The 13,062-nt window shown below is 43.5% G+C and carries 12 protein-coding genes; 4 read left to right on the forward strand and 8 right to left on the reverse strand.

The genetic code is table 11. From position 1 onward, the window contains the following. Nucleotides 1-102 precede the first annotated feature (102 nt). From acrB to DXZ23_RS04130, 6 genes are all read right to left on the reverse strand, one after another. Entirely contained in the window at nt 103-3,189 is a 3,087-nt protein-coding gene (acrB, locus tag DXZ23_RS04105) for a multidrug efflux RND transporter permease subunit AcrB (RefSeq protein WP_017805360.1), read from the reverse strand. A gap of 15 nt (nt 3,190-3,204) precedes the next feature. Beyond that, entirely contained in the window at nt 3,205-4,431 is a 1,227-nt protein-coding gene (gene acrA / locus DXZ23_RS04110; protein ID WP_017805359.1) for a multidrug efflux RND transporter periplasmic adaptor subunit AcrA, read from the reverse strand. Between the two features lie 27 nt (nt 4,432-4,458). Next, nucleotides 4,459-5,025, reverse strand: a complete 567-nt coding sequence (locus DXZ23_RS04115) for a TetR/AcrR family transcriptional regulator (RefSeq protein ID WP_021724820.1) — start codon at nt 5,023-5,025, stop codon at nt 4,459-4,461. A gap of 220 nt (nt 5,026-5,245) precedes the next feature. Then, nucleotides 5,246-5,722: a transcription elongation factor GreB gene (greB, locus tag DXZ23_RS04120; protein ID WP_017805357.1), complete on the reverse strand. Its 477-nt coding sequence runs from the start codon at nt 5,720-5,722 to the stop codon at nt 5,246-5,248. 9 nt (nt 5,723-5,731) lie between these two features. Further along, a complete protein-coding gene (locus DXZ23_RS04125; protein WP_017805356.1) occupies nt 5,732-6,151 on the reverse strand; it encodes a type II toxin-antitoxin system VapC family toxin in 420 nt (139 codons plus the stop codon). 8 nt (nt 6,152-6,159) lie between these two features. Beyond that, nucleotides 6,160-6,420: a type II toxin-antitoxin system Phd/YefM family antitoxin gene (locus tag DXZ23_RS04130; RefSeq protein ID WP_017805355.1), complete on the reverse strand. Its 261-nt coding sequence runs from the start codon at nt 6,418-6,420 to the stop codon at nt 6,160-6,162. Between the two features lie 174 nt (nt 6,421-6,594). On the opposite strand from DXZ23_RS04130, the gene DXZ23_RS04135 reads away from it, so the two are divergent. Continuing rightward, nucleotides 6,595-8,895, forward strand: coding sequence for a Tex family protein (locus DXZ23_RS04135; protein WP_017805354.1), 2,301 nt, complete (start codon nt 6,595-6,597; stop codon nt 8,893-8,895). A gap of 10 nt (nt 8,896-8,905) precedes the next feature. After that, nucleotides 8,906-10,237 carry a branched-chain amino acid transport system II carrier protein gene (gene brnQ / locus DXZ23_RS04140; RefSeq protein ID WP_017805353.1) on the forward strand — a complete coding sequence of 444 codons (1,332 nt, stop codon included), beginning with the start codon at nt 8,906-8,908 and terminating at the stop codon, nt 10,235-10,237. 66 nt (nt 10,238-10,303) lie between these two features. On the opposite strand, the gene DXZ23_RS04145 is transcribed toward brnQ, so the two are convergent. Both DXZ23_RS04145 and glpE read right to left on the reverse strand, forming a co-directional pair. Continuing rightward, nucleotides 10,304-10,963: an IS1595 family transposase gene (locus tag DXZ23_RS04145; protein WP_017805094.1), complete on the reverse strand. Its 660-nt coding sequence runs from the start codon at nt 10,961-10,963 to the stop codon at nt 10,304-10,306. Nucleotides 10,964-11,084: 121 nt separating this feature from the next. Then, complete coding sequence (glpE, locus tag DXZ23_RS04150; RefSeq protein WP_017805352.1) at nt 11,085-11,420, reverse strand: thiosulfate sulfurtransferase GlpE; 336 nt, start codon at nt 11,418-11,420, stop codon at nt 11,085-11,087. Between the two features lie 133 nt (nt 11,421-11,553). Here glpE and ubiA point away from each other — a divergent pair, with 133 nt between their 5' ends. Both ubiA and hslV read left to right on the forward strand, forming a co-directional pair. Continuing rightward, nucleotides 11,554-12,417: a 4-hydroxybenzoate octaprenyltransferase gene (gene ubiA / locus DXZ23_RS04155; RefSeq protein WP_017805351.1), complete on the forward strand. Its 864-nt coding sequence runs from the start codon at nt 11,554-11,556 to the stop codon at nt 12,415-12,417. A gap of 76 nt (nt 12,418-12,493) precedes the next feature. Continuing rightward, on the forward strand, nt 12,494-13,018 hold the full coding sequence (gene hslV / locus DXZ23_RS04160) for an ATP-dependent protease subunit HslV (RefSeq protein WP_017805350.1): 525 nt from the start codon (nt 12,494-12,496) through the stop codon (nt 13,016-13,018). Nucleotides 13,019-13,062 lie beyond the last annotated feature (44 nt).

Consider the following 13,062-nt stretch of genomic DNA (forward strand, 5'->3'; position numbering starts at 1 on the left):
TTGCGAAACAGCCTTTAACGAATTTATTATTGAACCTTTAATTAAAAAAGGTGAGGAACAGTTTAAGACCCCCCTAAGGAGGTCTTAAACTAATATTACCTATTATTTTCCTATCGGTTTGATATTTTCATCAAACTCAGGTAACGGTTTGTGTTCGCTGGCGATGTAAGAGTAGATCACTGGCAAGACGAACAAGGTGAACAGCGTTCCGATTGCAAGCCCTGCGACAATGACGATACCGATACTAAAGCGTGATACCGCACCCGCACCTGTGGCATAGAGAAGCGGGATTAAGCCTGCGATCATCGCGGCGGTGGTCATTAGAATTGGGCGTAAACGCACTTTTGCGGCGGACATTATCGCATCAATGCGGTTTTTGTGGTGATTAAGCTGTTCTTCTTTTGCCACTTCACACATCAAAATACCGTGTTTGGTGATTAGCCCCACAAGGGTGATTAAGCCCACCTGTGAATAAATATTCAAGGTTGTCCCTGCAAAGCCAAGAGCAGCAAAGAGGTTTAGGGCGAATAATGCCCCGCTTACTGCGAGCGGTACGGAGATCATAATCACCATTGGGTCGCGAATTGATTCAAATTGAATCGCAAGCACAAGGAAGATGATGATGACCGCTAAAGCAAAGGTTACCGCTAGGGCGTTGCCCTCTTGCTCAAGCTGACGTGCTTCGCCTTTGAAATCATAGTTATAGCCTTGCGGTAAGTCTGTCGCAGCGGTGTCTTTTAACCATTTCACTGCATCACCAATGCTTGAAGTGGGCGATGGCACGGCCCCAATAATCGCCGAGTTCAACTGACTAAAGCGTGGCAATGAGCTTGGCTGTGATTCCAATTTAATAGTTAGGAAGCTGCTTAGCGGTACAGATTCACCGTTGCTGGCTTTCACATAGTAATTGTCTAAGCTTTCTGGCGAGAGGCGATCTTTGCGTTTCACTTCTGAGATCACTTTATAGGCACGCCCGTCAATGTCTACGCGGGTGATGGTTGCCGCAGAGAGGTAGCTCCCTAAAGTGCTACTGATTTGTTGCATTGATACACCATAAGTTCCCGCTTTTTCTTTATCAATGGTAATATTCATTTGTGGCGTATCGAATTTCAAATCCAATGTAGTGTAAACGAATAGCCCCGAGTTTTTCATTTTGTCGAGGAAGCTGCCTGCAATTTGAGCTAGCTCATCATAGCCTTTCGCAGTACTGATCACAAAGCTCACTGGCGGCCCTTGCTCTGCCGTGTCGATTTCAGGGAAGGCGAAGCCACTCACTGATACTTCAGGGATCGCTTGAGCTTTTTTATTGAGATCAGCCAATACTTCACTTTGTTTACGGCTACGATCATTCCAATCCTTTAAGGTAATCACATTAAGCGATTGGTTAGAGCTTGGTGCACCGGAGATTACCATTGAGAATGCCACTTCAGGGGTTTCTTTGAGGATTTGCTCGTAGCCTTTCATTGCGTCTTGAACATAATCCACATTCACGTTTGACGGTGCATTACCTAAGGCGAGGAACGCCCCTTTGTCTTCCGCTGGCGTAAGTTCGCTCGATAGAGAGTTGAACAACATCGGCACAGTGGCAAAAATCACCACTGCAAACGCGAGTACAGATTTACGGCTGTTCATTACTAAGCCCAACGCATAGCCATACGCATTGGTGAGCTTAGTTAAAGTGCGGTCAATTTTTTGCTCAAATTTTGAAGGTGCAGTGTGGGCTTTGAGCAGTTTACTACTCATCATTGGCGAAAGGGTTAATGCCACGATGCCCGAGATAAATACCGCACCCGCAAGGGTGAGTGCGAACTCTTTAAATAGCGATCCCGTAATCCCGTTCATTAATGCCATTGGGGAATACACCGCGATCAAGGCGATCGTCATTGAGATAACAGGCACGGCAATTTCACGCGTCCCGATAATCGCTGCTCTAAATGGCGTTTCACCCAGTTTAATATGGCGATCCACATTCTCCAACACCACGATGGCATCATCAACCACCAGACCGATGGCGAGGATTAACGCCAGCAAGGTCATCAGGTTAATGGAGAAATCAAAGGTTTGTAGCATCATAATCACCCCGATTAAGGAAATCGGAATGGTAATGATCGGGATTAAAATCGCACGCAGCGATCCAATAAAGAGGGTAATCACCACCAATACGATCACGGTGGCTTCTAAAATGGTTTTGATTACTTCGTCAATGGAGCTATTAATTGCGATAGTGCGGTCGTATAAAATATCCGTTTCGATGCTATCTGGCAGGTTGCGTTTAATGCTCTCATAAAGTGGGCGAATATTTTCCGCAACAGTTAATGGGTTCGCGGTTGAGGCTGGATCAATGGCAAGTACCACGGAATCTGAGCCATTTGCCACCGCACGGCTATTATCGCTTTCTTTATCTAATTCCACATCGGCGATGTCGCGTAAACGCACTAAATTATCACCTTGTGAATACACGATAAGATTACGCAACTGCTCCACCGTTTTAGTGGTGGTTTCCACTTTGTTTTTATACACCGTGAAATAGCCGTTGTCATTCCCTGCCGCGGTTTGTGCGTTATTTGCCGATAAAGCAGCCATTACTTCAGGGGCAGAGAGGTTTTGCGATGCCATTTTTTGCGGATCTAACCAAATACGCATTGCATATTGCGAAGCCCCGTAAATGGTTACTTTCGCCACCCCTTCAATGGTGAAAAATTGCGGTTTGACTACGCGTTCAATGTAGTCTGTTACCTGACTAGCATCAAGTTTGTTGGAACGGAAACTGATGTACATAATCCCCGATCCCCCTAAAGAAGAGGTAATGGTCGGGTCATCAATCCCACTTGGCAAGGCGGAACGCACCGAGTTCACTTTCGCTAACACATCAGCCAATGCCGCATTCGGATCGGTGTTCAGCTTCATTTTCACTGTGATCGAAGAGGTGCTAGGGCTACTTGATGAGGACATATAGTCAATATTGTCCGCCTGTGCAATGGCTTCTTCCAGCTTGGAGGTAATAAACGCCTGAATTAAATTGGCATCAGCACCGGGGTATGCTGTGGTTACATTAATCACGGTAGTTGTCATTTTTGGGTATTCACGTACGGTCAGCTTCGCGATCGCTTGCAAGCCCAAAATCACAATCAACAAACTAATGGAAACCGCTAATACTGGGCGACGAATAAATATATCAGTAAATTTCATTCGTATATTCCTAAATTAAAGATTGGTTTTCTTCGCCGGCTCTGTCGTACCAACGCCCGCTTTCTCCGTTGCTAGCACAAGGCTGCCGTTACCAATACGTTGCTGACCGCCAGTAATAATTAAATCACCCACTTTCACATCATCACCTTTTAACTGAGCGTAAATGCCTTGGCGATCTTTGGTGAACACGGTAATTTGCTTGGCTCGATACAGCTTATCAAGCTGATCTTTATAAGCAAACGCTGGATTAGAAGTGAGTTTTTCTTTGTCTTGGTCAGAAAGTGCGGTCAAAACATACGCGATTTCGCCATACATATTGTAGCTCACTGCCACTTGTGGCACGACAACTTGCTGAGTTTCCGTAGGCAAGGCAATGCGTAAGCGGGTGAACATTCCTGATAATAATTTTTGTCCATCTTCAGGTTCAAAGGTGGCTTGCACATCAACTAACCCTGTTGAACTATTAATGGCTGGCTCAATGGCAGTGATTTTCGCCGCGAAGGTTTCCCCTAAGCGAGCATCTGCCGTAGCCGTAACTTTTTGCCCTAAATGCAACTGTTCCAACGAATTTTGTGCGATAGAAAAATCCACTTTCATTTGGCTACGATCTTCAACGCGAACAATTTCTGTCCCATTGGTGACATATTGCCCCGCATTCACTTTCACAATCCCTGCTACGCCATCAAAAGGGGCGACAATTTGGCGACGTTGAATGGTGGCTTTTAAGGCTTCAATATTCGCCACTAACGCATCATAGCTCGCTTTGGCATTATCCAGCTCTTGTTGCGAAACACTTTTGGTTTTGTATAAGCTCAAATAACGTTGATAGGTTTGTTTGGTGGAAGCTAACTGTGCTTGCGAGGCTTTCAAATTCGCTTGTTCCACTAAGCTGTCTAGCTCAACCAGCACATCGCCCTTTTTCACCGTTTGCCCTGATTGCACTAACACTTTCGACACCGTACCCGCAATTTGTGAACTGAGCATAGCCCCTTGATTTGGTCGCACCAGCCCTGTGGTTTCAATCACTGGTGTCCATTCACTGGCTTCTACCTTCATCACCGTAACAGGACTGGCATTTTCTGGCATATTCGCCAAATATTTTCCTATCATATGTCCTTTAAAAAGGTTTGCAGCAATCATACCAACAAAAATCAATGCAAACACAATAAGGCTCAACTTTATCCAAAAAACGTGAGAACGTTTTTTAACGATAGGTTGAATGGATTGAGTATTTTGGCTCATAAAAAACTCCATAACAGAATAACTAAACTACTTTTGAACTGAACGCCAAGTTCTTACGATCACTTGCTCTAACATCTCGTCTTTCATTTCAGTTTTGAAAAAAGCTTGGTCTAAAGCCAAATTAATCGCACTTTTTAAACTTAATGAAAACAAAACCTTATTTGGCAATTCACATAAAACATTGGCTTTTTTGGCCTTTTCGCAAAAGGCATACCAAAGACTTTCGCTTTCAAGTTCAGTACATACCTCATAAAAATCAGGTAAGGACTGATACTGGCTCATATTCACCACGATCATTGGATTATTTTGTAAGTGATGCCAAATATTCCACCACATTTGGCGATATTGCTCAAAGTGCGGTCGGTTTTCATCATAGTTTTTTTCTAATTCCTTAGAAAAAAGGGTAAACACTCTACGAGCAAACTCTTTGAGTAATTCTTCTTTACTTTTGAAGTAAATATAAATTGTGCCAGCAGAAATACTGGCTTCTTTAGCGATTTTATGCATTGATAAATTATGCAATCCTTCTTTCGCCATTAGCCTTTCCGTAGCTAAAAAGATTTGCTCGGTCATCTCATTTTCAGATTGACGCATTTAACTAATCTATAAAAATTGAATAAAAAGAAGTTACAAACAGCTTGACTGAATGAACGTTCGTTCATTTTAATGTTTTTTTATTTTAACGCAATAAAGAAATGATAATAGTCTAAAAAAGTCTCTTTTAGACACTCCAAAAATGAATAAGGAACTCACTCAATGTTTTTCATCGTAAAAAGAAAAATCCATTTACAATTTGAAAATCTTTAAAGTGCGGTCATTTTTCATACCAAATTTTATTCACAAATAACGTCACTAAGCCAGATGGTGTATGGACTTTCACTTCATCATCTACTTCTTTTCCAATCAAAGCTCGTGCCACAGGGCTGTCAATGGAGATCCAATTTTTAGCGGGATCAAATTCATCGCTGCCCACGATACGGTATTGATTTTCCTCGCCATTTTCATTTTCAAGGCTTACCCACGCACCGAAAAAAATCTTTCCTTCTTGTCTTGGGTGATAATCCACAATCTGCAACACTTCTAAACGTTTTGTCAAAAAGCGGACACGGCGATCAATTTCACGCAAACGGCGTTTGCCGTAAATATATTCCGCGTTTTCACTGCGATCCCCCAAGGCTGCCGCATCAGATACCGCTTGCGTTACCTTCGGGCGTTCCTCTTTCCACAAAAATTTCAATTCTTGATCCAATGCGTTCCAACCTTGGCGGGTAATGTAGTTTGATTTTGTCATTTTTTCAGCCTATTCATCAAAGGGATTGAGTAATTTCACGCCCATACGCGAAAAATCTGCGGTATTACGGGTTACCAGTGTCAGCCCATATTGAATAGCACTAGCTGCAATCCAAGCATCATTTTCAGGGCTGTGGTCAGGAATATGTAAGGACGCACAAATTTTTGCCGTTCTCTCATCAAGTGGAAGAATGCGATGGGTAAAGCTCGGTTTTATGGATTGCTCAAACCATTGGCGTAACGCTTTACCTTGTGGCGGATCTTTGCGTTCTTTTGCCAAAATGCCACGTTCTAATTCCATTATCACCACCACATTGGTATAAATTTGTGCTTCATTAATTGAGGACAGCCAGCGAATTAGCCCCAAATTAGCTTTTCCCTGCTTAATTTTGCGGATTTCGCTGAGTATATTGGTATCAATAAAATACATTTTTCCCTCTACTCATCAAATGCGAGTGTCGCACGCTGTTTTGTGGAGCGTGGGGTAATATCAAGTTCAATCGCCATATCATCTTGCGGCATTAGGGCTTCTAACGCATTGCGAGGAGATGATTTGTGCAGTGCTTTTTGATAATCCGCGTAGCTCATTAGCACATAAGCGGGTTCGCCACGATTGGTTACAATAACAGGGGCAACTTGAGCGGCTTTCTGGGCTTGATTAAGATGTTGATTGAACTCTCGGCTTGTCATAATCGTCATTTTTCACCTCTCTTTATTTTGTAGTGATATGGCTACAATGTAGTGCAAAAAGAATAAAATCGCAACAAAAGACGAGATCTTTTTTTCTTGAAGAAGAAACATTTGAGCAAATCTACTAAAACCAGTATGCTATGCGGATTTTTGACGATGACTATTTATTAACGATACAAAACTATGTTAAATCAATTTATTTCACAGATTATTGCGGCGGAGCTTGCGGTGCGTCCGCAGCAAATTCTTGCCGCAATTCAATTATTGGACGAAGGCAATACCATTCCTTTTATTGCTCGCTATCGCAAAGAGGTAACGGGCGGGCTTGATGATACTCAATTACGCCATTTTGAAACTCGCTTAATTTATTTGCGTGAGTTGGAAGATCGCCGTCAGAGCATTTTGCAATCCATTGAAGAGCAAGGCAAACTCAGCGAGGAATTACGGGAAAAAATCCAGCAAACGCAAAGCAAAACTGAATTAGAAGATCTATACCTCCCTTACAAACCGAAACGCCGTACTAAAGGGCAAATCGCCATTGAAGCAGGGCTTGAGCCGTTGGCGGAAGGTTTATGGAATGATCCGAGCCAAGATCCTGAAGCCCTCGCTAATGATTATATTGATGCGGAAAAAGGCTTTGCTGACAGTAAAGCTGTGCTTGATGGGGCGCGTTATATTTTAATGGAACGCTTCGCTGAAGATGCCGCATTGCTTGCAAAAGTGCGTCAATACTTGCAACAAAGTGCGGTACTAATTTCTAAAGTTTTGGCGGGGAAAGAGGAAGAGGGCGAAAAATTCCAAGATTATTTCGATCACCAAGAGCCTTGGCACAGCGTGCCTTCACACCGTGCATTGGCAATGTTTCGTGGGCGGAACGAGGGCATTTTACAGCTCAGTTTAAATGCCGATCCTGAGCAAGAAGAGGGCGTGCGTCAAAGTTATTGTGAGGAAATTATCCGCCAACATTTGGGCGTGCATTTCAATCAGCAACCTGCGGACAAATGGCGTGAGCAGGTGATTAGCTGGACGTGGCGGATTAAGATTTCGCTTCATTTGGAAACGGAATTAATGAGCCAGTTGCGTGAAAAAGCCGAAGAGGAAGCGATCAATGTTTTTGCTCGAAATCTTACCGCACTTTTAATGGCAGCCCCCGCTGGAGCGAAAAACACAATGGGCTTAGACCCTGGTTTGCGTACGGGGGTAAAAGTTGCCGTTGTGGATAATACAGGGAAATTACTAGCAACGGATACTATTTACCCACACACAGGGCAAACCGCCGCGGCAATGAGCAGTTTGTATCAGTTGATTGAACGCCATAATGTGGAGTTGATTGCCATTGGAAACGGCACGGCATCGCGAGAAACAGAGCGTTTTGCCAAAGAGGTAGTGAAGCAATTATCAGGACAGAAACCGCAAACGGTGGTGGTGAGCGAGGCGGGAGCCTCGGTGTATTCGGCTTCCGAATTAGCGGCACAAGAATTTCCACAGCTTGATGTATCGTTGCGTGGGGCGGTGTCGATCGCACGCCGTTTACAAGATCCGCTAGCGGAATTAGTGAAAATTGAACCGAAAGCCATCGGTGTGGGGCAGTATCAGCACGATGTTAATCAAACCCAATTAGCACGCAAATTGGACGCGGTGGTGGAAGATTGTGTAAACGCCGTGGGCGTGGATTTAAACACCGCCTCCGTGCCATTACTGGCTCGTGTTGCGGGAATGACAAAAACGTTGGCACAAAATATCGTGCAGTTCCGTGATGAAAACGGGCGTTTTGAAAACCGTGAGCAGTTGAAAAAAGTCGCTCGTTTAGGGCCAAAAGCCTTTGAGCAATGTGCGGGCTTTATGCGTATCCCGCAGGGTAAAAATCCTCTTGATGCGTCAGGCGTTCACCCTGAAACCTACCCTGTGGTGGAGAAAATTTTGCAAGCCACGCAGCAATCTATCCAAGATTTAATGGGCAACGCCAGTGCGATCCGTCAGCTCGATGCAAAACAATTTATTGATGAGCAATTTGGTTTGCCAACGGTGCAAGATATTTTCAAAGAGCTGGAAAAACCAGGGCGTGATCCGCGTGGGGAATTTAAAACTGCCACCTTTATGGACGGCGTGGAAGAGATCAGCGATTTGAAAGCGGGAATGATCCTTGAAGGCACCGTTACCAACGTAACCAATTTCGGAGCGTTTGTGGATATTGGTGTGCATCAAGACGGGCTAGTGCATATTTCTTCCCTTTCCAATAAATTTGTGGAAGATCCGCACGATGTGGTGAAAACAGGGGATATTGTGAAAGTCAAAGTGTTGGAAGTGGACGTAGCACGCAAGCGGATCGCATTGACGATGCGTTTAGACAAACAGCCTGTGGATAAATCACAAAATGGCGAAAAAAATCACCGCACTTTATCCACGAAACCTCAGCGTAAACCGCAAAACCACAGCGTAATGAGCAATGCCTTTGCAGACGCGTTAAAAAACTGGAAAAAATAAAGGACATTCAATGACAAAAAATACCTTTATTATCGGTTTTATGCTGTTTGCCATCTTTTTTGGTGCGGGCAATTTGATTTTCCCGCCCAAATTAGGTTTTGAAACGGGATCGGAATTTTTACCCTCTATTTTGGGCTTTGTCTTAACGGGCGTGGGGCTGCCTCTGCTTGGCATTATTGTGAGTGCCTTTTATCGTGGCGGTTATATCGCCGCGTTGAAGCAAATTCACCCTAGGTTTTCCGTGCTGTTTTTGGTGTCGATTTCCCTTGCGGTCGGGCCTTTTTTCGCTGGACCAAGAACGGGGGCGATGTCTTATGAAATGGTGATGTTGCCCTTTTTACATCAAGCCGATGCCTTGTCGCAACTGGCGTTTACTGCGGTATATTTTGCTATCACCCTATGGTTAAGTTTAAATCCGTCAAAAATGGTGGAGCGGATTGGCTCGATCCTCACCCCTGTGTTGTTGATCGCCATTATCGCCCTTGTGGTGAAAGCGGTATTTATGCTAATGGGGAAAACTCCGCTGCCAATGCCAGAAGATAGCCATCAGTATTTTTTCAATGGGGCGATTAACGGCTATTTGACAATGGACGCACTGGCTTCCATTGCCTTTTCCACAATGGTGTTGGGGGCGATAAAATCCAGTGCAGTAAAAGCGGTTTCGCTACAAAAGCAAACCATTTTTGCCGCAATGATCGCAGGCGTTGCCCTTGGCTTTATTTATATTTCCCTCGGTTGGGTGGGCAATCATTTGATGATCTCCCCTGATGTGTTGGCACAATTACAGCAAAACAAGCAAGATCTCGGTACTTACATTCTCAACCACGTTACCGCAATGGCATTCGGGGAAGCGGGGCGTTTGGTGCTGAATGTCATCGTTTCCCTCGCCTGTTTAACCACCGCTGTAGGGCTTTGTGCCTCGATCAGTAGCTATTTTGCACAACAATTTCCGCATTTTTCTTACCGCACTTACGCGATGTTGTTTTGCATTATCAGCTTTGTGATCGCAAATTTAGGGCTAAAAGAAGTGATCGGGCTTTCCTTGCCAGTGTTGATGATTTTATATCCCATCACCATTACGGTCATTTTGTTGTTATTAATTAATTTATTTTTGCCAATGCCGATTTTGGCTCATCGCTTAGCCATTGGTTTGGTTACCTTTGTGTCGGTTTTATCTGTGCTAGGTTCAGGAAAAATGGATTTTCTCGAACAGCTCCCGCTTAAACCTTATTCTATTGAATGGTTGCCTTTCGCGTTGGTGGGCTTGGTGGCAGGCTATTTACTGCACTGGCGTAAACGACAAGGGATTTTGTCGATTATTCAAGAAAGCAAAGTAAAATAATTTATTCCAAAGAAAAGGATTGAGCCTGATGTTCAATCCTTTTTTAGGGGCTGTAGTAGATTAGCCCTAAATTTCACACCATTTTCGCAATATTTTTAACTGCTCTTTTGGTGTCCCAAAGTTAAACCGAAATTCACATTCCTTCAAGAATAAAGGAAAGTTTTTTCGGTTAATTCCATTATATTTTCGCAGTATCCGCTTCGCCTGATTCCAAAAATTTTCAATGCCATTAATATGATTTTGTTTCACCGCAAATAGCTCGGAATGATTGATTCGTTCGTGGTGAAATTCACTCACATCAAGCGCATCATAACTGCGATAAGTGTCCGTATAAACCCAGCTATCAGGCTTGATTTTTCTTTTAATAACAGGGAGTAATGTTTCACTCTTGGTGTTTTCAACCACAACAGTAAATACCTTTCCTTGTCGTTTTAGTAACCCAAAAACAGCAACTTTTCCAGCCGCTCCTCGTCCTCGTCCTCGTTTTCCCTTTCGATGACCACCAAAATAGCTTTCGTCTAGTTCAATTTCCCCCTCAAAAATCTCGTTAACTTCAAGGGATAAATGATAGCCAATCACAAGCCTGATTTTATGGTAGAACAAAGCGGCTGTATTCGGTTGAATATCTAGCAAATTTGCTGCTGTTCTTGCAGTAACTTCTGCGACAAAAAACTCAAGTAGTTTTTTCTGTATGGATTGCTTTAATTTACAATATGTTATCTTCATTTTTGTAGTATAGCATTGTTGCTAATCTACTACAGCCCCCTTTTTTATTTTAAAGTGCGGTGCTTTTTTCCGTATTTTTAGCCATAAAAAAAGCGGGTGAAAATTCACCCGCACTTTTGGGCTAGCTCTCTTGCACCGCCTCGCCTTCGAGCGGTAAATCTGCTTGTTCCCAGCCCATAAAACCGCCTTGCATACTGTACACGTTGTCATAGCCTTGTTCGATAAGGAATGCCCCCACATTGCGGCTGCTGATGCCGTGATAACAGCTCACGATAATGGGATCATCAAAATCCACCAGTTGTTGAAATTCGCCATAGCTTTGGTTGGTGAGGTGAAATGCCCCTTTGGGGTGGCTGTGTGTGAAGCGAGGAAAGTCGCGAATATCCACTAACATCGCGTTTTCTTCATTCATCATTTGCCAAGCCTGCTGTGGGGTGATTTCTTTAAGTGCGGTCATTTTTTTCCTTGTTTTTTAAAATGGTGTAGCGATAAAATAATCCGCTATATTATTGATATAGATCAATTTGTTCAAGACCTTTGCGGATTTTTCAAGTAAAATAACCGCACTTTCAATTCATTGATTTAGGACTATGCCACAACTTTCGGAAAAACTCACCGTTTACGCCCAATTAATGCGTTTCGACAAACCCATTGGCACATTATTGCTTTTGTGGCCGACCTTGTGGGCGTTGTTTTTGGCAGAGAAAAATGTTCCGCCTGTTTCCGTGTTGTTGGTATTTGTACTTGGTGTGGTCGTGATGCGAGCCGCTGGCTGTGTGGTAAACGATTACGCCGATCGGCATATTGATGGCAAGGTGAAACGCACTTCGCAACGCCCGCTAGCCACAGGTCGAGTGAGTGAGAAAGAAGCAAAAATCCTGTTTGCTAGTTTGATTTTTTGTGCATTTATTCTAGTGCTATTTCTAAATCATTACGCCATTGGCTTGTCTTTTATCGCCGTGTTGCTCGCCTTTATTTACCCCTTTATGAAACGCTATACCCACCTGCCGCAATTCTTTTTGGGCGCGGCATTTGGCTGGTCAATTCCGATGGCTTATGGGGCGTTAATTGCATATTTACCCCTAGAATGTTGGTTGCTTTTTTTAGCCAATTTGGCTTGGACGGTGGCTTATGATACCCAATACGCAATGGTGGATCGCGATGATGATTTACGCATTGGGGTGAAATCCACAGCCATTCTTTTTGCACAATATGACAATAAAATCATCGCCTTATTGCAATTTATTGCCCTCGCTTTGCTGGTGCTAATTGGTTATCTTGCTCAGTTACACTGGAGCTATTTTTTGCTTCTTTTTTGCACCGCACTTTCCTTTGCCTATCAATGCAAACTCACGCGTGATCGCCGCCGCGAAGCCTGTTTCAAGGCATTCTTAAATAATAATTATGTGGGAATGGGGATTTTTCTCGCCTTTCTTGCAGGGATTTTTCTTTAAACGCCATGTCCTACCTTGAAAGCCTGATTTTCAACCCAATATAAGGCGTATCTCTTTTATCGAAAAAGGAAAAAATATGACTACGATAGTAAGTGTTCGCCGCAATGGGAAAGTGGTTGTGGGGGGAGATGGGCAAGTTTCCCTAGGTAATACCGTAATGAAAGGCAACGCACGCAAAGTTCGCCGTTTATACAATAATAAAGTTCTCGCAGGCTTTGCGGGAGGGACGGCTGACGCATTCACTTTGTTTGAATTATTTGAACGTAAACTGGAAATGCACCAAGGGCATTTGTTAAAAAGTGCGGTGGAATTAGCCAAAGATTGGCGAACCGATAGAGCCTTACGTAAATTGGAAGCGATGTTGATTGTGGCTGATGAAAAAGAAAGTTTAATCATCACGGGCATTGGCGATGTGGTTCAACCTGAAGAAGATCAAATTTTGGCGATCGGCTCTGGCGGGAACTATGCGATGTCTGCGGCTCGAGCGTTAGTGCAGAACACCGATCTTTCTGCTCGTGAAATTGTTGAAAAATCCCTTAAAATTGCGGGCGATATTTGTGTTTATACTAACACGAATTTCACCATTGAAGAATTGCCTTAACCCTCTATCTCTAATGCGTTAAATCGATTATACAAAAGGATTAA

It is taken from the genome of Avibacterium paragallinarum, assembly GCF_900450705.1.
Classification (GTDB): domain Bacteria; phylum Pseudomonadota; class Gammaproteobacteria; order Enterobacterales; family Pasteurellaceae; genus Avibacterium; species Avibacterium paragallinarum.